This window comes from Desulfurivibrio nitratireducens, assembly GCF_044068515.1.
Taxonomy (GTDB): Bacteria; Desulfobacterota; Desulfobulbia; order Desulfobulbales; family Desulfurivibrionaceae; genus Desulfurivibrio.
Genome location: NZ_JBIPKI010000009.1, coordinates 30284 through 51690, shown reverse-complemented (window position 1 = coordinate 51690; position 21407 = coordinate 30284). Strand labels below are relative to the sequence as shown.

At 63.9% G+C, this 21407-nt stretch carries 18 protein-coding genes; 5 read left to right on the top strand and 13 right to left on the bottom strand.

What is annotated here, in order from left to right; genetic code table 11:
* Positions 1-79: 79 nt before the first annotated feature.
* The 10 genes from ACHHTY_RS04660 to ACHHTY_RS04615 all read right to left on the bottom strand — a co-directional run bounded on the left by ACHHTY_RS04660 (position 80) and on the right by ACHHTY_RS04615 (position 10157).
* Complete coding sequence (locus ACHHTY_RS04660) at positions 80-1486, bottom strand: MBL fold metallo-hydrolase RNA specificity domain-containing protein (RefSeq protein WP_395492906.1); 1407 nt, start codon at positions 1484-1486, stop codon at positions 80-82.
* Positions 1487-1561: 75 nt separating this feature from the next.
* Entirely contained in the window at positions 1562-3646 is a 2085-nt protein-coding gene (gene glyS, locus ACHHTY_RS04655) for a glycine--tRNA ligase subunit beta (RefSeq protein ID WP_395492905.1), read from the bottom strand.
* 34 nt (positions 3647-3680) lie between these two features.
* Positions 3681-4577 carry a GTP cyclohydrolase, FolE2/MptA family gene (locus ACHHTY_RS04650; RefSeq protein ID WP_395492903.1) on the bottom strand — a complete coding sequence of 299 codons (897 nt, stop codon included), beginning with the start codon at positions 4575-4577 and terminating at the stop codon, positions 3681-3683.
* A 134-nt stretch (positions 4578-4711) separates the two neighbouring features.
* Positions 4712-5062, bottom strand: a complete 351-nt coding sequence (locus tag ACHHTY_RS04645) for a response regulator (RefSeq protein WP_395492902.1) — start codon at positions 5060-5062, stop codon at positions 4712-4714.
* 16 nt (positions 5063-5078) lie between these two features.
* Positions 5079-6083: a galactose-1-phosphate uridylyltransferase gene (gene galT / locus ACHHTY_RS04640; RefSeq protein ID WP_395492900.1), complete on the bottom strand. Its 1005-nt coding sequence runs from the start codon at positions 6081-6083 to the stop codon at positions 5079-5081.
* 8 nt (positions 6084-6091) lie between these two features.
* Positions 6092-6457: an RNA polymerase-binding protein DksA gene (gene dksA, locus ACHHTY_RS04635; RefSeq protein WP_395492898.1), complete on the bottom strand. Its 366-nt coding sequence runs from the start codon at positions 6455-6457 to the stop codon at positions 6092-6094.
* Positions 6458-6476: 19 nt separating this feature from the next.
* Positions 6477-6995 carry a cyclic pyranopterin monophosphate synthase MoaC gene (gene moaC, locus ACHHTY_RS04630; protein WP_395492896.1) on the bottom strand — a complete coding sequence of 173 codons (519 nt, stop codon included), beginning with the start codon at positions 6993-6995 and terminating at the stop codon, positions 6477-6479.
* Between the two features lie 47 nt (positions 6996-7042).
* Complete coding sequence (gene dnaJ, locus ACHHTY_RS04625) at positions 7043-8155, bottom strand: molecular chaperone DnaJ (protein WP_395492894.1); 1113 nt, start codon at positions 8153-8155, stop codon at positions 7043-7045.
* Between the two features lie 84 nt (positions 8156-8239).
* On the bottom strand, positions 8240-8557 hold the full coding sequence (gene rpoZ / locus ACHHTY_RS04620) for a DNA-directed RNA polymerase subunit omega (RefSeq protein ID WP_395492893.1): 318 nt from the start codon (positions 8555-8557) through the stop codon (positions 8240-8242).
* 301 nt (positions 8558-8858) lie between these two features.
* The gene (locus ACHHTY_RS04615) at positions 8859-10157 is read right to left on the bottom strand and encodes an adenylosuccinate synthase (RefSeq protein WP_395492892.1); all 1299 of its coding nucleotides are present in this window, start codon (positions 10155-10157) and stop codon (positions 8859-8861) included.
* Positions 10158-10514: 357 nt separating this feature from the next.
* Between ACHHTY_RS04615 and ACHHTY_RS04610 the strand changes: the two genes are divergently transcribed.
* Together ACHHTY_RS04610 and tatC are read left to right on the top strand one after the other, a co-directional pair.
* Positions 10515-10946 carry a twin-arginine translocase TatA/TatE family subunit gene (locus ACHHTY_RS04610; protein WP_395492891.1) on the top strand — a complete coding sequence of 144 codons (432 nt, stop codon included), beginning with the start codon at positions 10515-10517 and terminating at the stop codon, positions 10944-10946.
* Complete coding sequence (gene tatC, locus ACHHTY_RS04605) at positions 10943-11686, top strand: twin-arginine translocase subunit TatC (protein WP_395492889.1); 744 nt, start codon at positions 10943-10945, stop codon at positions 11684-11686. The genes ACHHTY_RS04610 and tatC overlap by 4 nt, the downstream gene beginning before the upstream one ends.
* 22 nt (positions 11687-11708) lie before the next feature.
* On the opposite strand, the gene ACHHTY_RS04600 is transcribed toward tatC, so the two are convergent.
* A complete protein-coding gene (locus ACHHTY_RS04600; RefSeq protein ID WP_395492918.1) occupies positions 11709-12740 on the bottom strand; it encodes a radical SAM protein in 1032 nt (343 codons plus the stop codon).
* A 201-nt stretch (positions 12741-12941) separates the two neighbouring features.
* Between ACHHTY_RS04600 and ACHHTY_RS04595 the strand changes: the two genes are divergently transcribed.
* Complete coding sequence (locus ACHHTY_RS04595) at positions 12942-13229, top strand: hypothetical protein (RefSeq protein WP_395492888.1); 288 nt, start codon at positions 12942-12944, stop codon at positions 13227-13229.
* 53 nt (positions 13230-13282) lie between these two features.
* Here ACHHTY_RS04595 and ACHHTY_RS04590 read toward each other — a convergent pair whose 3' ends face one another.
* Complete coding sequence (locus tag ACHHTY_RS04590; RefSeq protein ID WP_395492887.1) at positions 13283-14101, bottom strand: SDR family NAD(P)-dependent oxidoreductase; 819 nt, start codon at positions 14099-14101, stop codon at positions 13283-13285.
* Between the two features lie 180 nt (positions 14102-14281).
* Positions 14282-16039, bottom strand: coding sequence for a LysM peptidoglycan-binding domain-containing protein (locus ACHHTY_RS04585; protein ID WP_395492885.1), 1758 nt, complete (start codon positions 16037-16039; stop codon positions 14282-14284).
* 160 nt (positions 16040-16199) lie between these two features.
* Here ACHHTY_RS04585 and ACHHTY_RS04580 point away from each other — a divergent pair, with 160 nt between their 5' ends.
* Both ACHHTY_RS04580 and ACHHTY_RS04575 read left to right on the top strand, forming a co-directional pair.
* Positions 16200-19502, top strand: coding sequence for a transglycosylase domain-containing protein (locus tag ACHHTY_RS04580; RefSeq protein ID WP_395492884.1), 3303 nt, complete (start codon positions 16200-16202; stop codon positions 19500-19502).
* A gap of 133 nt (positions 19503-19635) precedes the next feature.
* Complete coding sequence (locus ACHHTY_RS04575) at positions 19636-21381, top strand: hypothetical protein (RefSeq protein WP_395492883.1); 1746 nt, start codon at positions 19636-19638, stop codon at positions 21379-21381.
* Positions 21382-21407: the final 26 nt, after the last annotated feature.

Below are 21407 nucleotides of genomic sequence, written 5' to 3'. Positions count from 1 at the left end.
GCTGCCATGGTTTGGCTTCATGCCTGGCGAGGAACCACCCTGCCGCAGGATTTGCGGACGCCGTTAACCACCCCGGGCGCTAGATTTCGAACTCCTGGTGAAGTTCGGGGATCTTGATGTTGCTGAATTGCAGTTCTTCCGCCAGGGCGGCGGCCAGGGCGGCGGTGGACTCCGCCTCGCCGTGGACCAGGAAGGTGTGCCGGGGCTTTTTCTCCATGGCGCCGGCCCAGGCCAGCAGGCCTTCCCGGTCGGCATGACCGCTGAAGCCGGTGATGACTTCCACCCGGGCCTTGAGGGGAAATTCATCGCCGAAGACTTTGACCTTTTCCTGCCCTTCGACAATTTTGCGCCCCAGGGTATTGGGGGCCTGCCAGCCCGTGATCAGGATGGTGTTCTTGGGATCGCTGATCCGGTTGCGCAGGTGGTGGAGAATCCGCCCCCCTTCCATCATTCCGCTGGCGCTGATGATGATCGCCGGTTCGCGGAGAAAGTTGAGCTGCTTGGAGTCACCCACCGACTGGGTGTAGCGCAGGGTATCGAAGCCAAAGGGGTTGTCGTGGTTGCCCTTGAGGATGAAGTCGCGGATTTCCCGGTCGTAGGCCTCGGGGTGGAGGCGGAAGATATCGGTTACCCGGGTGGCCAGGGGGCTGTCCACGTAGATGGGCAGATCGGGGATGTCGCGCTCCAGGTAAAGCTTGTGCAGGGCGTAGACCAACTGCTGGGTGCGGCCCACGGCAAAGGCCGGGATCAGCAGGCAGCCCCCGCGCTGGTAAGTCTCGTTGACCAGCCGCTCCAGCTCCTTTTCCGAGTCGGGGTAGGGGGGGTGGCTGCGGTTGCCGTAAGTGCTTTCCATGATCAGGATATCGGCCCCCTCGGTCATCGGGGCGGGATCGCGGATGATGGGAATGCCGGGGCGGCCGATGTCGCCGCTGAAGATCAGGCGCCGCTGCTTCCCGCCTTCTTCCTGGATATCGAGCACGACGTTGGCGCTGCCCAGCATGTGGCCGGCCTCGGTCAGGGTCAGGTGGATGCCGGGCAGGATCTCCCGCCGGCGCTTGGGACTGATCCCGACGAATTGGGCCATGGCCCGGACCACGTCTTCCTTGTCGTAGAGGGGCTCGAAGAGCTTCTGGTTGTTGCGGGCCCGCTTCTTGTTGACGAACATCACGTCCTGCTCCTGAATATGGGCGCTGTCCATCAGCATTACCGCGCAGAGATCGCGGGTGGCCTGGGTGCAGATGATGTCGCCGGTGAAGCCGTTTTTGACCAGGCAGGGGATATTGCCCGAATGGTCGATATGGGCATGCGACAGGATCAGGCAGTCGAGGGTGGCGGGATCGCAGAAGCCCTGGCGGTTGAGTTCGAAGGCCTCCTTGCGCTTGCCCTGGAAGAGGCCGCAATCCAGGAGAATGCGGCGGCCGTTGACTTCGATCAGGTGCTGGGAGCCGGTAACGGTGCCGGCCGCTCCGTGAAAGGTGATTTTCATGGGAATCCTTGGCCGGGGCTCGACTCCAAGCCGTACCGGCGCCGCGCTGAGGTTGATAAGTGGTCGAATTGCCTCTCAGTCCTGGTTCTGCAGGGCGTACATCTTGGAAAAATCCCCCACCCGCTTGAAGAGGGCGGCAATCCCGGTCAGCAGAGCCAGGCGGTTGCGCCGCAGCTCGGGCTTCTCGGCCATGACCATGACCTGATCGAAAAAGCGGTCCACCGGTTCCTTCATCCCCAGGATGATATCCAGGGCCCGGCGGTAGTCGCCGCCCTGGAGCAGCGGTTCGGCCTCGGCGCCGATCCGGCTCAGGGCCGCGGCCAGTTCCCGCTCCGCCGGCTCCTGGAGCAGGGCCGGATCGACCCGGTCATCCCGGTTGTCCTTGATGATGTTGTTGACCCGCTTGAAAGCGGCGGCCAGCAGCGCAAAGGCCGGCCGGCTGCTGATCGCCACCAGGGCCTCGATCCGCTCCCGGCAGTCGTTGAGTTCCCGGAAATCGACGCTGAGCACCGCCTCCACCGCCTCCACCGGGATGTCGCGGGCGGTGAGGTCGTTGGCGAAGCGCCCCTTGATGAAATCCAGCAGCCGATTGCGGGCGGCGGCCGGCTGCTCGCTGAGCCTGTCGCCATACAATTCCAGGGCGGTGTCGATCCAGGGCGCCAGGGGCAGCGGGATCTTATGGCCCAGCAGCAGGTGGATCAGGCCCAGGGCCTGGCGGCGGAGACCGAAGGGATCGGCGGCCCCGGTGGTCTTGAGGCCGATGCCGAAGCAGCCGGCCAGGGTGTCCAGGCGATCGGCGCAGCCGAGAATGGCCCCGGCCAGATCCTTGGGCAGCCGGTCGCCGGCCCGCAGGGGCAGGTAATGGCTGTAGAGGGCTTCCGCCACCTCGATCTTTTCGCCCTGGCGGCAGGCGTAATCTCGGCCGATCACCCCTTGGAGGGAAGGGAACTCCCCGACCATGCTGGTCAGCAGGTCGGCCTTGCACAAGCGGGCGGCCCGGCGGACCACGCTTTCCTGTTCCGGGGCGAATTGGGCGGCCAGGCGGCCGGCCAGCTCGCCGATCCGGGCGCTCTTGTCGGCCATGGTGCCCAGCTTGGCCTGGAAAATGATGCCGTCCAGTTCGCCGGCCCGGGCGCTCAAGGGCCGTTGCTGATCTTCGTTGAAGAAAAAGAAGGCGTCTTCCAGGCGGGCCCGCAGCACCCGCTGGTGGCCTTCCGCTCCCACTCGGGCATCCTTGACCCGGGTGTTGTTCACCGCCACGAAGCGGGGCAGCAATTTGCCTGCCCGGTCAACCACCGCGAAGTATTTCTGGTGTTCGCGCATCGAGGTGATCAGCACCTCGTGGGGCAGTTCCAGAAAGCGCTCGGCGAAGCTGCCGCAGATGGCGAAGGGCGTTTCCACCAGGTTGGTCACCGTGCTGACCAGCTCCTCGTCGGGCAGAATGGCGCCGCCGGCGGTCGCCGCCGCCCGCTCGATTTCCTTCACCACCGCCCGGCGTCGTTCTTCCGGGTCGGCCAGAACTTCGGCCCGGCGCAGGCCGGCCAGATATTCCGTGAAGGATGCTGCCGTCAGGGGTGCCGGGGCCAGGAACCGATGGCCCCGGGTCTGGCTGCCCGTCGCCAGCTCTTCCAGTCGAAAATTAAGGAGTTTGCCGTCATAAACAGCCAGCAGCCAGCGCAGGGGGCGGGCAAAGTGAAGCTGACCGCTGCCCCAGTGCATGGACTTGGGAAAGGGCAGGCCGGTGACCAGTTGAGGGAGCATTTCCTCAAGCAGTTCGGCGGTCTGGCGGCCCGGCAGCTCGACCCGGGCCTGGAGGTATTCGCCCTTGGCGGTTACCACCACCTCCAACTCCTCCACCGCCACCCCCTTGGTGGCGGCAAAACCCAGGGCCGCCTTGGTGGGCCGGCCGGACTGATCGAAGGCCGCCTTCTTGGGGGGACCGAGGGCTTCCTCCACCCGGTCGGGCTGGCGCGGAGCCAGGCCGCTGACCCCCACCGCCAGCCGGCGCGGGGTGGCGGCGCTCCTGATCTCGGCGAAAGCCAGCTCCCGCTGGGTCAGTTCCCGGGCCAGTCCCTCCCGCAGGGCGTCCAGGGCGGGCATGATGTAGCCGGCCGGAATTTCCTCGGTCCCGATTTCAAACAGCAGTTCGTGCGCAGACATCTTATTCTCCCATGACGGTAAGCAGGTTCAAGTTTCAGCAGCCCGGGTTGAGGCCGGACTCGGGGCGCTTCCGGTCCCGGTGCCCTTTCCCCCCGGCCGGGGGCTCGCCGCCGCTGATGGTCGCGAAGGTGGAAAAACCAGCGGCCAGGTTTTCCACCCGGACCGAGTACTGGCGGATGTCGGGATGGCCCTGCAGTTTTTTGCCCAGGGCCCGGGCCAGATTCTCCACCGCCAGGGCGCATTCGCCCTGCTCCGGGGCGGCTTCCCGGCAGTCGGCCGGATCGGCCGGGGCCGGGGTTGCGGCGGCGGGTTCGGCCAGCGGCCAGCAGAGATCGTGGCGGGTGACCGAAGCGGCCAGGGCGATAATTTCCTCGATCCAGACAAAGCGGCGGAAACGCAGGCAGATATCGGCAGTGCCCCAGTGCCCCAGGGAGCGGGGCAGGCCGCTGCAATGGGCCGGCGGGCGGGGCGGGGCGATGGGAATCCGGATTTCCAGGGCCAGATCGTCCTTCTCGGCTAGAGAGCCGTGCATCCGACAGCGATATTCGCAAACCCCGATGCCCGCCTCGCCGGGGCCGGCGCTCAGCCGGCCGGGGGCCGCCGCCACCGCCGCGGGATCGGAAACGAAATAGGGGAACTCGATTTCCAGGTGGGCCGCTTCGGCCCGCAGCCGCTGCTTCATCTCCACCAGGATCCGGTGCATGCTTTCCAGGTTGATTTCGCCGTGAAACCGGTTGAGGATCTCGACGAAGCGGCTCATGTGGGTGCCCTTGAAGTGGTGGGGCAGATTGACGTACATGTTCACCCGGGCCACGGTCCGCTGGATGTGGCGGGCCCGGTCCAGCACGGTGATCGGGTAGGAGATGTTCTTGATGCCGACCTTTTTGATGTTGATCCGGCGGTAATCCGGCTGGCCCTGGATATCTTGCATTACGGCGCGGATAAATGGGGGAGGGTGGCGGCGGGGCCAAAGGGCGGCAGCGGCCGCCGAACCGGGCGGGGGAAGGCTTGGGGCCGGCCGGGAGCCGGATTCTGTCTTCTGCTGGCGATCATCGGTCCGCGGAATCAGGCCAGGTATTTTTTGACCGCCTGCTTCAGCTCGCTGAGGTCGGCGGACTTGACGATGTATTCTTCCGAGGCCCAGGAGGCCAGGTCCTGCTTGAATTCCTGGTAAGCGGAGCAGAGGATGACCGGGATGGCGGGATTGATTTCCTTGATTCGGCGCAGGGCCTCGATGCCGTTCATCCCCGGCATGTTGATGTCGAGGATGATCAGGTCCGGTTTGACGATATCAAGTTTGGCCAGGGCCTCTTCGCCGGTCAGAGCGGAGTGGATTTCGTAGCCTTCTTCTTCCAGTTCTTCACGATAGAGCAGTTGAATGGACTCTTCGTCGTCAACCAGCAGGATTTTTTTCATTTCCTCTGTCTCCCAATCAGTTGATTTCGGCTTCCCGCAGGAACCTGGCCGCCTCTTCCGGCGCCACCGGGTTGATATAGAAGCCGGAGCCCCACTCGAAGCCGGCGATCATGGTCAGTTTGGGGGTTATTTCAAAATGCCAGTGATAGTGATCCAGTGAATGGGAACGGAGGGGGGCGCCGTGGAGGACAAAGTTATAGGGGACGTTGGGCAGGCATTTGTCCAGCCGCCGCATGCATTCGGAGAAAATCGCGGTCAGGGCCCGGAAGGTTTCATCGTCGGTGTTGCAATAGCTGGAGCTGTGCTGGCGGGGCAGAATCCACATCTCAAAAGGGGATCGGGGAGCGAAGGGCACTATGGCCACGAACTTGTCGTTGCTGGTCACCACCCGGACCTGCTGGTCCAGTTCCTGGCGCACGATGTCGCAGAAAACGCAGCGTTCCTTGTAGCGGTAGTAGGACAGGCTGCCTTCCAGCTCGGAGGTGATCATCCGCGGCAGGATCGGCAGGGCCACCAGCTGGGAGTGGGAATGTTCCAGGGAGGCTCCGGCCGCCGCCCCGTAATTCTTGAAGATCATTACATAGCGAAAGCGTTCGTCCTTGCCCAGGTCCACCAAGCGGTCGCGATAAGCCCAGAAGATCTGGATCATCCGCTCCGGGGGTAGGTAGGTAAAGGATTCGGCATGGTCCGGAGTTTCGATCAGCACCTCGTGGGCCCCGATCCCGTTCATCCGGTCATAAAGGCCCTCGCCCTGCTTGTTGAGATCGCCTTCGATGACTAGGGCGGGGTACTTGTTGGGGACCACCCGTAGCGACCAGCCGGGCTGGTTGGGCTGGCGGCCGTGGGTGCTGCTGTAGGCCAGAACCTCCGGCGGGGTGGTGTTTTCGTTGCCGGGACAAAGGGGGCAGAAGCCGCCGCGAACCTGATTACGGTCGATGATGAAATCGCTGGGCCGCTTGCCCCGTTCGGTGGCGATGATAACCCAGCGGCCGATAATCGGATCCTTGCGGAGTTCCGGCATTGCCTCCCTCACCGGCCCTGCTGGGCCTTTTCCTGGTTTTCCTGCTGGGTCTTGCAGGAGATGCAAAGGGTGGTGACCGGCCGGGCTTCCAGGCGCTTGAGCGAGATATCGTCGCCGCAGGCCTCGCAGATCCCGTAGGTGTCCTGGTCGATCCGTTCGATGGCCTCCTTGATTTTAGCCAGCAGCTTGCGTTCCCGGTCGCGGATCCGCAACTCGAAGCTGCGGTCGCTTTCGGCGGTGGCCCGGTCGGTGGGGTCGGGATAGCTGTCGCTGTGGTCGGTCATCTCGTGGATGGTTTTTTCCGCCTCGCTGAGCAGCTGCCGGCTTAATTCTTCCAGTTTTTGACGAAAATAATCGCGATCCTTCTGTTCCATCGTACAACTCCCTTAAGTTTCAGGGCGTCCGGGCTGTTTCCCCTTCCCGCCGGTAAGTGCCGCTTTTGCCGCCGTTTTTGCTGAGCAGGCGGATATTGGTGATGGTCATCGCTTTATCCACCGCCTTGCACATATCGTAGATGGTCAGGGCCGCCACCGAAACCGCGGTCAGCGCTTCCATCTCCACTCCGGTTTTGCCGACCAGGCCGACGCTTGCCTCGATTTCCACGCTGGCGGCGGCATCATCGAGGCGGAAATCCACCGTTACCCGGCCAAGGTTCAAGGGGTGGCAGAGGGGGATCAGCTCGCCGACTTTTTTGGCCGCCATGATTCCCGCCACCCGGGCAATTCCCAGCACATCGCCCTTGGCGGCGGTGCCGCTCTTGAGCAGGTCGTAAGCCGTGGCCGACATGGAGATGCGGCCGGCGGCCACCGCCAGGCGGGCGGTGTCCTGCTTGCCGGTGACATCAACCATCCAGGCCTGGCCCGCCTGGTTGAAATGGCTCAGTTTTGCCTGGTCGTCTTTGCTGTCCGCCATTTTACCCCCTGCCGGAAACAAGGATTCCCTTTATAGCCTTGCCGGGCCTATAAATGGAAGAACTTTTTCAGAAAACCCTCGCCTTTGCCGTCCCGGTCCGCGGCGCCTTCCTCGGTTTTGCTGAAATCCCGCAGCAGTTGCTTCTGCTGCTTGGTGAGCTTGCTGGGGATTACCACCCGGATTTCGCAGATCATGTCCCCCCGGCCCCCGCCCCGCAATTTGGGCACGCCCTGTTCTTTCAGGGTCAAGTGCCGCCCCGGCTGGGTGCCGGCCGGAATCGTCAGCTTTTGCGGGCCGTGAATGGTGGGCACTTCCAGGGAACAGCCCAGGGCCGCCTGGGTAAAGGAAATGGGAATGGAGCAGAAAATATTGCTGCCTTCCCGCTGGAAGAATTCGTGGGGCTGCACGTGAATAATCACGTAAAGATCGCCCGACGGACCGCCCCGGCGACCGCCCTCGCCTTCCCCCCGCAAACGCATCCGGGCCCCGCTGTCCACTCCGGCGGGAATTTTCAGGGTCACCTTTTTGCTGCGCTGTACCAGGCCCTGACCCTGGCAGTCCTGGCAAGGTTCGGTGATCACCCGGCCCTGGCCCTGGCAATGGGGACAGGTGGTCTGGATCCGGAAGGGGCCCTGGGCGTGGAGCACCTGGCCCATGCCGTTGCAGGTCCGGCAGGTTTCCGGCTGGTGGCCGGGCCGCAGGCCGCTGCCCTCGCAGGTCCAGCAGGTTTCGCCTTTGCTGATTTCCACCTCTTTCTGGACCCCGTGCACCGCCTCCATGAAGCTGATGCTCAGATCGTAACGCAGGTCGTTGCCGGGAATCGGGCCCTGGCCGCGGCGCCCGCCGGACCGGCCGCTGAAGCCGAACAAATCGCCGAAAATATCACTGAAGCTGCTGAAGATATCGTCGTAACCGCCGGGGCCGTTGTAGCCGCTGTCGCGCAGGCCGGCCACCCCGTAGCGGTCGTAAATCTTGCGTTTTTCCAGATCCCCCAGCACTTCGTATGCTTCGGTGGCGATCTTGAATTGCTCTTCCGCTTCCTGGTCACCGGGGTTGCGGTCGGGGTGATATTTCAGGGCCAGTTTGCGATAGGCTTTCTTGATTTCAGCGGGCGTGGCGTCGGCTGAAACCCCCAGGGTTTTGTAATAATCGATATCCATGCCTTGTGTTGCTTGCCAACCGTTCATTGCTTGCCGAATGGCCCGGGCCGCCGGTAATTCCTGGAGCGCCGGGCGGTTAGAATCTTAAGCTTCGGGAGCCGGAGTGACTTTGCTGCTCGCAACCCCGGCGGCTTCGTTGGCGCCCATGATTTCTTCGGTGCTGGCCGTGGCGGCGGCCGAGGCGGTGCGCAACTCCTTGTCAAGGTCACGGATATTCTTGAAAGTGACCTTGCCGGCGGCGATTTCCCGCAGGGTACAGACAATCTCCTTGTTGCGGCAGCGCTCGGGGAAGGGAGCCCCATTGCGGTGCTGCTTGACCCGTTTCACGGCCAGGTGAATCAGGGCGAAACGATTTTCATTACCAATTTGCTGCAGGCAGTCTTCCACGGTAATCCGTGCCATAGTTTCCTCCCGGCCCAGAATTTTGCACATGCTTTACTGGCTAAACCGAAAATATATACCTGATCGCCGGGAGGAGGTAAAGAGATATTTCCCGCCCTGACAGAATGGCACGGAAACTGCATTCGGAGTATGGCAGGAAAAACTGCAACGGAAACGGCAATGGGGTTGCGGAAATAAATGGGGGAATTGACCGGACCCCAAACCTCCGTCGGGCCATTAAGGGGGAAGGGTGCCGGCAGCCGGCCGGGCGGCAAAGCCCATGGGGCCGGCGCCCGATCGGGTCGGGCGCCGGCCGGCGGCATCAGCGCTTGAAAGGATTGCGCAGCAGCATGGTTTCTTCGCGGCCGGGTCCGACCGAGAGGATGCAGGCCGGGGTTTCGGTGAACTCCTCGATCCGCCGCACGTAGGCCCGGGCCTTGGCCGGCAGATCGTCGAGGTGGCGGGCGTGGCGAATCTCCTCGCTCCAGCCGGCCAGTTTTTCATAGACCGGCACCAGGTCGCGGTGGCTTTTGCTGTTGTTGGGCATCGCCTCCAGGCTGGCTTCGCCGTGCCGGTAGGAAGTGGCCAGTTGCAGTTCGGGCTGGCCGCTCAGGACATCGAGCTTGGTGATGGCCAGGTCGGTGATCCCGTTGAGCCGGACCGCCTCGCGGGCCACGACGCCGTCCAGCCAGCCGCAGCGGCGCTTGCGCCCGGTGGTGGCGCCGAATTCGCCGCCCTTGCGCTGCAATTCCTCGCCGGTGGCGTCAAACAGTTCGGTGGGAAAGGGACCTTCGCCGACCCGGGTGGTGTAGGCCTTGAGAATGCCGATCACCGCATCGATGTGGGCCGGGCCGAAGCCGCTGCCGGTGCAGGCGTTGCCGGCGATGGTGTTGGAGGAGGTAACGAAGGGATAGGTGCCGTGGTCGATATCCAGTTGGGTGCCCTGGGCCCCTTCAAAGAGGATATGCCGCCCGGCCCGGCGTTGCCGGTCGAGGGCCAGCGAGACATTGGCGACAAAGGGGGCCAGCTGGTCGGCATAGCCCATGTATTCGTCGTAAACCGCGTCCAGGGTCAGGGGCTGCAGGCCGTAGCGGTTGGTCAGCAGGAAGTTTTTCTCTTCCAGGTTTTCCTGCAGCCGTTCCCGGAACAGTTCCCGGTCGAGCAGGTCGCCCAGCTTGATGCCGTGGCGGAGGATCTTGTCGCCATAGCAGGGGCCGATGCCCCGGCCGGTGGTGCCGATTTTGCGCCCGGCGGCCAGCATCGCCTCGCTACCGGCGTCCAGCAGCTTGTGGTAGGGCATGATCAGGTGGGACCGCTCGCTGATCATCAGCCGGGCCGGGGTGACCGGCAGGCCGTGGCCGGCCAGCTCGCTCATTTCCTTGAGCAGTACCTCCGGGTCGATCACCACCCCGTTGCCGATGAAACAGCTCTTGTTCTCATAGAGAATGCCCGAGGGGATCAGGTGGAAAATATACTGTTTGCCTTCCACCACCAGGGTATGGCCGGCATTGTTGCCGCCCTGGAAGCGGACAACGCAGTCGGCATGCTCGGTGAGCAGATCGACGATTTTTCCCTTGCCTTCATCGCCCCACTGGGTTCCCACGATTATTACGTTGGCCATTGTTCCCTACCACCTGGTTTGGTTAAGTTGTGCCCGCTGAAATACGCGGTTTTTCCCTGATGCCGGCCGAGCCGGCGCTTCCTGCCATCGAAGCCAAGCCAACATAGCCAACCCCCCGGCAAAAGTCAATTGGCAGAAGCCGGCCGAGGTCGCTTGCGCCGGCGCCGTTCCTGTTTCCCGGCTTGACACCCGGCGGCGTCTGCCGTAGATTGCGCCTTGGTGATGGTTGGGCGGTTCCGCCCGCAAGTTTCGGCCCTTAGTCCGTTCCGGCTCCCGGCAGGATCAACCGGCCGCGCCGCTGCTTACAGATTAATCAGGGCTTCGCCGCCGCGGCCTCTTTAATACCTGGATGGAACGATGTTTGGAATCGGTTTGCCCGAATTGCTGGTGATTATGGCCGTGGCCCTGATTGTGGTAGGCCCGGATAAATTGCCGGAAATGGCCAAATCCCTGGCCCGGGGGGTGCTGGAACTGAAGAAGGCCATCCAGGAGTTGCAGTCCAATGTCGAGGAAGAGGTTGGGGACGCTGAATCCTGGCAGAAAGAGTTGGAAGCCCCCTTGCCCCAGTTGACCGAGGGGGAGAAAAAAACAGCGGAACAAGCTTACTCCGAGGCTGAAACGGTGGATTCCGAAGCTGAAATCGCGGAGGAGGAAGAAAACCGCCCTGCCGCCAGCGTCGCCCCCCGCCGCCTCACCGTCGAGGAAGAAGACGCCGCGGCCTGGGGGGATGATTACTCCACGCCCCCGGCCCCCGAGAAGCCGCCTAAGCCGCCCGCTCCCGAATCATGACCGTCCTGGCCGACCATTTTACCCCCCATCTGCGGGAACTGCGGCGGCGGGTGCTGACCGTGTTCGCGGCGATGCTGGTTTTTACCGCGGGGGTCTACTGGTTCGTCGAGGACCTGGTCGAGCACCTCTCCTCGCCCCTGGTTCGGATCGACCCGGACCTGGCCCGGCTGGTTTATACCGGCTTGCCCGAGGCCCTGTTCAGCTACCTCAAGCTTTCCCTGTTGGCCGGTTTTGTCCTGGCGGTGCCGGTGCTGGTTTACCAGCTCTGGATGTTCGTGTCCCCCGGGCTGCACCGCCGGGAAAAGGTGGTGGCCATCCAGGTGGCGGCCTGGGGCTTTATTCTCTTCAGCGGCGGAGCCCTGTTCGCCTACTTCGTGGTGCTGCCCGAACTGATCGCCTTTCTGCTCCGCTTCGCCTCCGACCAGATGCAGCCCCACCTCAAGCTGGGCCCCTACCTGAATTTCGTGGTGCGTAGTTCTTTTGCCTTCGGCCTGGCTTTTGAGCTGCCCTTCCTGATGGTCATGGCCACCCGGCTGGGGGTGGTCGCCCCCGACTATTTCGTCCGCTACCGGACCTATTCCTATCTCGGGGTGGTGCTGGTCTCCCTGCTGGCCATGGCCGGCGATCCGGTGGCCACCTTCATGCTGGCCGTTCCCCTCTTCCTCCTTTACGAAGCCGGCATCCTGATCGGCAAGATCTTCAAACCAGTTGACCGTGACCAGGCGACAGAAAATGAATGAGCGGCGGTAATTCGCTTTGCCGTCAGCCAACTTCCGACTGCCGCCCTCTTATCTCTTGCTTCAGCAGGCAGCAGGAGATGCGGTGGCGGGGGTGGCCCTGGCGGTCATAGCTGATGTTGCCGGGCTGGAGCAGCTTGTTCATCACGCAGCCTTCGGGAATATCGAGGGTGAAGAGCTGTTTTTCGGTGACCCCCGGCTGGACCACCAGTCGGTCGCCTTCGATCCGCCAGGCATGCAGGGGGAAATCCTCGCAGAGGGGGCAGAGATAAACCCGGCCGTTGGGGAAGATGAAATAGTTTTCGGCCACCCGGCCGGCGCACTGGAAGGGCTCGTCCGCCGCCAGGTAAACCTTGGGATAGATGACGTCGATGCCCCGGGCCGCCGCCGCGGCCGCCACCGCCGGGACAATTTCCCGCCACTGTTCCGGGTTCAACTGCAACTCGTCGGCCGGGCTTTGGGCCGATTTGCCCCGGATGCCGATGACCTGGATAAAAAAGCGGCGGCAGCCCAGGGTTTCCAGCAGGGCGGGCATCCGGGCCAGGTGAGCGATATTGTGCTGGCTGACGGTATAGATCAGGCTGACGTCAAACCCCCTGGCTACCGCCCGGCGCAAGTTGGCGGTGCAGACTTCGAAGACCCCCGCTCCCCGGAGAGGATCGTTGACCGCGGGATCGGGGCCGTCCAGGCTGAAGCTCAGAATTGCCTCCTCGGGGCCCAGCCGGGCCAGCAGGTCGTGATGGAGAAAGCCGTTGGTGTCGATGGTGATGCCCCGGTAGCCCAGTTCCCGGGCGTAACGGACCCCTCGGACCAGGTCGGGGTGAAGGGTGGGCTCACCGCCGAGAAAGATCACGTTGCTCTCCTGGTCGGGAGCGGCGAAAAGCCGCAGCCAGGCCTCCATGGTGGCGCGGGAAACCATCGTTGTGCCGTGCTGGTCGGGATTGATGTAGCAATGGCGGCAGCGCAGGTTGCAGGCGGTGAGGAGGTGGAAAAAAATGTTGCGTTCGCCGGGCTTGAAATAGAGGGTCCGGGCCCGGTGGTGGCTGGCGGCGGTCATCATGGCGCCAGCATATCCCGCTTTAGTCTTTCCCGCAAGCGGGAGGGCCCGGCCGGGCCGCCCATTTTGCCCTGTGATCTTCGGGCTCTTTATGGTAAAAATCCCGGTTCCGGAGCAATAAAATTCGGGGCGGCCTCGCCAGTTGAGAGGTCCGCCCCGCGGAATTCAGACAACAGTAAAAAAATAACGATGGAGCGTGCGATGAACGAGGAAAATCAGTTTGTTCCTTACGAAGAGGCCCTCGCGCTGGTCGGGGCGGTCATGGAGGAAGAGCATATCCATGAGCCGGAGAGAAGAATTCTGACCGTTTACGATAAGCAGGATCGGGAGTTGTGCTGGTTTGACGCCGAGGAAATCATGGCCGAACTGGCCGCCCGGGAAGGCGGCTTGCCCAAGAAGGCCGATGAGGTCAAGGCAGCGGCGGTGGAGTTGATTCTCCACCAGATCCCGGCCTGGGTGCTGGGTCAGCCGGAGGCCGGCGCCGAATAAGCAGCCGGCCGGCTCGCAACGGATTGCCCGGCGGCGCCAGCCCAGCCCGGTTTTCAGAGAACGCCGGGGGGCATGGGGGGAACTGCTTCGCCGCCCAGCAGATAGCCTCCGTCCAGCCGGAGAACCGCGCCGGTCATGTAGGTGGCTTGGCTGAGCAGGAAGATCACCGTCCGCACCACCTCGGCCAGCTCTCCGCTGCGGCCCAGCAGCACGTGGCGGTGCAACTGGCGGCGCTGGTCGGCGCTCAGCAATTCCCAGCCCCGGGTTCCCTCGGCGTGGCGGGTTTTGATCAGGCCCAGCATCAGCTCGTTGACCCGCACGGTGGGAGCCCCTTCCCGGGCCCAGGTTTGGCAACAGGCAGAAACCGCCCGGTTGGCGGCGGCGTAGGCGTCATTGAAGATCAGGCCGGCCGGGCCGCTGCGGCCCACCAGGCCGGCGATGGAAGAAATCACCACCACCGCCGCTTCCGCCCCGCCTTGCTTGAGCAGGGGCAGGGCCTGGCGCATTACCCACCACTTGGCCTTGAGGGTGGTGGCGATCTCCCGGTCCCATTGTTCTTCGTTGTAAGGGCCGTGGACCACCGGCATTCCCCCCCGCTCAAGGTTGTTGACCAGGATGTCGAGGCGGGGAAAGTCGTTGGCGAAGGCGGCAAAAAAAAGCTCCACCTCGGCGGGTTCGCGCAGATCGGCGGTGATCACCCGATGGCCCGGCCCCAGCCGGTCCAGCTCGGCCGCCAGGGAGGCGGTGTCCGCCGGCCAGTCGTAGGCCCCGGCGATTACCGTGGCCCCGGCCCCGGCCAATTCCAGAGCCACGGCCCGGCCGACTCCCCGGTTGGCTCCCAGCACCAGGGCATTTTTCCCAGCGATTTCCATGATCTCAGCGCTTACCTCGTCCGGTTTGACAGGGGCCGTCTTCAGGCAGTCGGGTAACCCCCAAGCAATTAATCAGCTGGTAATCTCAGGACCGTGCCGCAGAGGGCGGCCGGTGTTTCCGGCGGCCATCCAGCCGGGGGGTTGCCGGGTCCGATCGCCGCAAGAGGCGCCGCCGCGGGTTTACAACTCGGCCAGCCGGATCAGGAGGCGCTTGCCCGGGTGAATCAGGTCGCTGCTGAGCTGATTCCACTGGCGGATCATCGTCGTGGTGGTTTGGAACTTGCGGGCAATCGACCAGAGGGTGTCGCCCCCCTGGACCTGGTAATAGGTGACTTCGGGCCGGCTCTGTGCCGCCGGCGCCTGCTTGCTCTGGACCGAGGCCACCGTGGTTCGCTCGCCGCTCCCGCCGGCCGGTGGTCTTTTGGTGGGGCTGGCGGCGGCGGGCGCGGTGGCCAGCGGTTGGGGGTCCAGATAGAGGGCCAACTGCTGGCCGGCCCGGATCCGGCTGGGATCGCTGATATCGTTCCAGGCCGCCAGGGTGTTGGCGTTGACCCCGTAACGGCGAGCGATCAGCCAGAGGGATTCCCCCGGTTGAATTTTATGCAGGACCAGGCCGCCGGCGCTGCCGCCCATGACGGCGGCTGTCGCTTTCAGGTCGGCGTCCTCGGGCAGCAGCCGGTAGGCCGTTTTCTGAACCGGAATCCGCAGCCGCTGCCCGATCACCAGCTGCTCCGAGCGCAGGCTGTTGGCCTTGAGCAGGGTGGTTTTGTTGATGTTGTAGGTGCTGCAGATCCGGGTCAGGGTGTCGCCCCGTTGCACCACGTGGGTCCGGTAGGCGACCTCGGCCACCGTCCGCACCCGGGGCAGGTTTGCCATTACCAGGGCGCTTTTGCCTTCGGGCAGCCGCAGGGTGTAGGAAGCTTGGTCCGGAGGAGTTACCAGCCGCCGCAATTCCCGGTTGAGATCGTGCAGTTCCTCAAGTTCGATGGCGCCGGCCAGGGCCAGGGCTTCCAGGGAAGTCCAGCGGGGCACCTCAATGGTTTCGTAGCGCAGCGGTTCGTCATATGCTATATTGGTAAAACCGTACTCTTCGGGGTTTTTGGCGATTATGATGGCGGCGATGAGCTTGGGTACATAATGCCGGGTTTCCCGGCTGAGATGATCATTTTGGGAAATCTCCCAGAAATTGTCGCTGTCGAAGCGCCGGATGGCGCCCCGGATCCGGCCGCCGCCGGCATTGTAGGCGGCCACCGCCAGCTGCCAGCAGCCGAACTCGCCATGAAGATCGCCGAGGAAGGCGATGGCGGCCCGGGTTGACTTGATCGGGTCGCGGCGCTCGTCGACGTAATCGTTGATCACCAGGCCGTACTGGCCGGCGGTGGGGGCCATGAACTGCCAGGGGCCGACGGCCCGGGCCCGGGAATAGGCGGTCAGGTTGTAGCCGCTTTCAATCATTGGCAGATAGGCCAGATCCTCGGGAAGCCCCGCCTCCCGCAGATGTTCCTGGATCAGCGGCACGTAGCGGCCGGAACGGGCCAGCCAGCGGCTGAAGGTGGGGCGCAGATCGTTTTGAAAATAGTCCAGGTAAAATTGGACATGCTTGTTCATGACGACCGGAAAGTCGTAAATGGCGTCGGCCAGTTCCTCGGTGGACTCACTGCTCGGATCCCATTCCCCCAAGGCCCGGAAGCGGGCAATTTCATCCTCCATGAACTGGTCCGGCTCGGCTGGAGTAAGTTCCAGCGCCTCGATGTTGATGGCCGGTTCGGAGGAGGCCCCGGCGGGATGGATCAAGGTGCTCCGGGCTTCCCGTTCCACCGGGCCGGTGGCCGGGGCACAGGCCCAGAGTCCGGTGGCCAGGGCGGCGCCGAGCAGCAGGAGAAGGCAACGGGCAGGAAATGATGGGGTGGCGGCGGGGAGAGGCATTAGCGGCTCCATGCGGATTCTCCTTTGACGAATAGGGCAGGGGGCTTCATGCTGCTGCCGGCGAACAAACTGTAATTTTTTACTTGACTCCCCGCGCCGGTGCAAGCAGATATTGTGGCTGGGCCGGAAAATCCCGGCCTGGCCGACCAGTGATCCAGGGTATCTTTTGGTTATGTTGAAAAAAATCTTTCTTTCCTTGGCGATCCTGCTGCTTTTCGGGAGCCTGCTGCTCGGGGCGGGTTTTGCCTGGCTGGTGATCATCAGTCCCGGCGAGGAGATCCGCCGGGATAATATCGAAAAAATTCTGGCCATCGAAAGTCCGGTTTTTTACCGGGACGGCATCAGGCGGGTGGGGGTCTTTTTTGAGCAGGCCCATCGCCAGTATGTGCCTTTTCAGCGCATCCCCCCCGAATTCGTCCAGGCCCTCGTGGCCGCCGAAGACAGCGCCTTTTACCAGCACTACGGCATCGATTTTCGCGGGGTGGCCCGGGCCGCCCTGGCCAATATCAAGGCCCGCCGGGTCGTTCAAGGCGGCAGCACCATCACCCAGCAGGCGGCCAAGAACCTCTTCAAACGCAAGGATCGTTCCCTCTCCTCCAAACTCAAGGAGCTGCTCTACGCCTTCCGTCTCGAGTACCATTACGACAAGGATGACATCCTCGAATTTTACGCCAACCAGTTTTTCGTCAGCGGCACCGGCCGGGGCCTGGGGATGGCGGCCCGCTATTTCTTCGACAAATCAGTTGATGAACTCGACCTGCTGGAGTCCGCCTTTATTGCCGGCAGCGTCAAGGGACCCAATCATTACAACCCCTTTACCAAGCACACCGACGAGGCGGAGCAACTGGCCCGTCAGCGAGCTCGCCAGCGGACCACCTACGTGCTGGAGCAGATGCACCGGTTGGGCTATATCGACGAGGAGCGGCTGCTCGCCAACCTGGAGCAGGAGATCCCTTTTCAGCAGGGCCAGATGACCTTCGCCCTCAATACCATCCTGGACCTGGTCCGGGATGGCCTCAGCGAGCCGGAAGTGGTGGAGGCCCTGAGTCTGCACGGGATCGACAACGTGGCCACCTCCGGGGTCAGGATCATCACCTCGGTGGACGGCGACCTGCAGGACGAGGCCCATTTTGCCCTGCGCAAGGAACTCTCCCGGCTCGATATCCGCCTGCAGGGCTATGATCACCGGGCCATCCAGGAGATCTACGCCGAGATGCCCCGGGGCAGCAACTGGCAGCAGCAACCGGGGGCTTTCATGATCGGGGCCGTCACCGCCATCGAGGGATCCGAGAGCAACCCCCTGGTGCGGGTTACCCTGGGCAGCGAGGGGGCCAATCCGCCGCCGGCCGTGATCGACCGCCAGGGGCTCTTCAATCTGCTGACCCCCCTGGTCCGTTACCGGCAGCATGCCTGGTCGGACGCCGGCGCCGCCGATCTGGCCAGGCTGCTGGGCGAAGTCAGGGTCGGCGATCTGGTTTACGTCAGCGTCCGGGGCCAGCGCCAGAACGGGGAACTGCTGCTGGACCTGGAAAAGTACCCCGAGTTGCAGGGCGGGGCCCTGGTTCTGCGCAACGGGGCCATCCAGGCGATGGTCGGGGGTATGGAAAACCAGCATTACAATCGGGCCGTCACCGCCCGGCGCCCCATGGGGTCGGCGATGAAACCGCTGGTATACGCCGCGGCCTTGCAGCTGGGGTGGAACAGCGCCGACACCCTGGATAACCGGCGCAATGTTTTCGTCTACCAGAACCAGGCTTACTTCCCCCGGCCGTTTCAGGAGATCAAGCATGAGCAGGTATCCTTGAGCTGGGCCGGGGTGCTGTCCGAGAACCTGGCCAGCATCTGGCTGCTCTACCATCTTTGCGATCAGCTTCCCCCGGGCCGTTTTGCCGAACTGGCCGAGCACCTTGGCCTGGCCCGGGGAACCGGCGAAACCGTGGCCGCTTATACCCGCAGGATCCGCGATGAGCTGGGGGTCACGGTGGACCAGGCCGCGCTTTATCGCCGGGCTTTCGAGCGGGCCGTGGCCCAGGTGGAGCCCGACCTGCTTTTCGCCGGACAGGCCGAAGAGTACCAACGGCTGCAAAAGTTCCACTACGGCGCCGGCTTTGCCCGTTTTCAGGCCGAAATCGAGGCGAATTTCCTCGCTGCTGCGGCTTCGGCGGCGGAAAAGCGGGAAGGCGAGCTGCGGCTGGCGATCCTGGAACGGAATTTTCTCCGTTTCCTGGACTTGCGCGGCAATTTGCGAGAGCTGGCCATCGGGCTGATGTATGAACACGAAGCCTGGCCCACCGGGCTGTTTCTGAACGAGGAAGACAGCATCATCTATACCGAAGGTGAGCCCCAGCCCGGCTGGCAACCCATCAGCGGCCGGCTTTTCCGGCGCCTGCTGCCGGCGGACGAGTTCGGGCGCCAGCTTTTCTGGGATGAAGTGCTGATTGAAGGCCAACTGCGAGTTGCGACCCTGGATCTGCTGGAGGAAGCAGTTGAAGCGGAATACCGCCGCCTGGCCGCCCTGCCGGCCTATGGCCCGGAAGTCCTTTCCCAGATCCGGGATTTCCGGGTGCTGGTCGCGCTCCATTACCTGGTGGACATCAGCCGGGCCCTGGGAGTGGAAAGCCAACTGGAGGCGGTGCTTTCCTTCCCCTTGGGCTCCAACGCGATCAGTCTGCTGGAAACGGCTCGCATATTTGAGGCCATGCGGGATGGCCGGGTACACCTCAACGAGGAGCGGGCCGACCAGGGCGGTCTGGCGATCATCGAGCGGATCGAGTCCAGCGAAGGGGACTTGATTTATGCGCCCCGGCGGACCGAGCGGCAGATTTTCGCCCCCCCGATTTCCGTGGCGATCAGTGATATCCTTTACAATGCCATGGAGCATGGCACCGGCCGGCCGGCCCATAATGTGGTCCGGTTGCGCAGCGAGGATCCGGCCCAGCAAAGGCTGCTGGCCGCCCTTGATCTGCGGGTGCCGCTGTTCGGCAAAACCGGCACCGCCAACCGCTATCTCAACGCCGCTTTCGCCGGCTATCTGCCGGGGCCGGGGGAAAACAACACCCTCTCCCTGGCGGCCGGCTACACCGTGGCCACCTATGTCGGCTTTGACGACAACCGGCCCATGGTGCGCGGGTCGACCCGGATTACCGGCGGCGGCGGGGCTTTGCCGTTGTGGGCCCGGTTGACCGACTCCATCGTCCGCCAGGGCGATTACGCCGCCGGGCTGGATCTCGATGACTTGGCCTTCGGCGGCGCCTCCAGGGTGGCGGTGTCCTATCCCCAGCTTGCCCAGGTGGAGATTCCGGTTGAAGACGGCCGTGGGGGTGTGGTAAGCAGGACTACCGGAAGAGACAGGCGGTATGGCCCGGGAACGGCCCGGATTGTTACCTTCGGCCGTTACAGCCCTGATGGCTCCTTTGAGCCGGAGCGGTTCTTCTGGCCTTACTGGCGTACCAACCAGGCCGGCGGCTCGGACTAGCCGCTCCGGTCCCGGCGACCAGGGCCGGGGCTTTGCCGGTCGGGCCAGTTGAAGGTTGAAAGAGGAGCGGGGACTCGCGGCCCGGGCAAAACCGGGCTCATTTGGGATCAAGGTTGCCGCAAGGAGGATCCAGTTGCTGCAAGGATTGCGATATTTACTGATGGCCCTGGCCGTGGCCGGCATGCTGGGCGGCTGTGCCGCCCTGCCCCCGCCGGAACCGGCGCGGGTGCCGGTACCCGAAGCGGCAGCCCCGGAGGCCGAGAGGGAACCGGGTGAGGTGCCGCCGGCGGAGTTAACCGCGCCTCAGCCAGTGGTGGATTTTGAGGAGATTTTGCGTTTTGCCGCCCGGGAAGAGCCCCATGTGGCCGGCCGGCTGGATTATTATCGGCAGGAAGAGGAGCGCTGGCGACAACTGACCCAGCAGCTCGATGGTTTGGTTGGGGAACGCCAGCGTCCCGCCCGCTGGGGAGAGTGTCTGGACCGGTTGGCGGAGGCGGCCGCCGGTTTTCAGGCGGTGCGCGAAATGCTGCATGACCTGGAGTTCGGTGATGCTTCCCGCTGGAGCGAGACGGTTTCCGCCTTGAGCGCGGCCTATCGCGCCGATCTGGCCTTCATCGGCGACGATTGCGGCGAGTATTACCGGCTGGCGGAGTTGACCGTCGCCGCCCGGCTGGACCGCTTCCATGCCTCGGCGGCAGAGCAGCTGGAAGCGGCCATGCTGCACCATGCCCGCCAGGGCCGGGTCGAGGAGGTCCAGCAGACCTTGCGGGACTGGCGCCGGATTTATCCGGCCAGAAGCCTGCCCTTTCCCTTGCTGGAAAAGATGAGCATTGCCCTCTTCCGGGCCGGAAAAACCGGGGAGACGCTAAGCCTCTTGAGCGAACAGGAGGAAATTGCCACCGCGGAGGGTCTGGCGGCGCCGACGGCGCTGATCCGTTTGCGGGCCGATTTGCTGCTGCTCGCCGGCCGCGATCAGGAGGCCCGAAGCCACTATGAAGCCATCGCCGCCCGCCATGCCGCCCTCGATGATGAGCGGCATTGGGTCAGCGAGCAGTTGCGCCTGTTGCGCGGCGAATTTCCGGTCAGCCCGGCCGAGCGGGAACTTTTCCTGGCCCTCCTGCGGGATGCCATCCTCTCTGACGGCCGGGTCGTGCCGCCATCACTGGTTGAACACCTCCGTCGCCTCGAGCGCCGTTTCCCCACCGGAATGCTGACCATCCGGGCCCGCATGCTGGTGGCCGAGGTGGAGAGCCGGTCGGAGGCCTGGTTTGCTGACCAGCTCGCCGGGGTGGAGAAGCTGCTGGCCGAGGAGGATTTTGCCCAGGCCGTTGCCCGCCTGCAGGCATTGCAGGCCGACAACCTGACCCCGGACCAGCGCGCCCGGGTCGGGGAAACTCTGACCTTGGCGGAAAGCTCCCGCCAGGAGGCGGACCAGCGGCGCTGGCAAATGGAACAGCAGACGGTAACCAGTCAATGGGAAGAGGCCAACCGGTTGCTGGGCCTGCGCCGGTTTGACGAGGCTATCACGGTTTTTTCCGGCTTGCTGGGAAGCGCATACGCCGATGAATCCCGGCGGCTGATCCGCGAAGCCTCGCAGGAAGCGGCGGCTGAACTGCGCCGGGAAGCGGCCGGTTTGTTCGTGCGGGCCCGGCGCAGCGATAATCCAGAGCGGGCCCGGGAGTTTGCCGTCGAATCCTGGACTTTGCTGCGGCGCATTGTCAGCCGCTATCCCGACAGCGATATAATTCCCCGGGTGTGGGATAACCTGGTGCCGGTGGAGGAGTTTCTCGAAAGCCTGGAGCCCGGTTTGGTAGATCGCCTGCAGGAGGAGGAAGCCGCCGCCCAGCGCGACCCCGTGGCGGGCGAGTTCCCGGGCTGAGCAATAAACCGCTGTTCAGCTGTGGT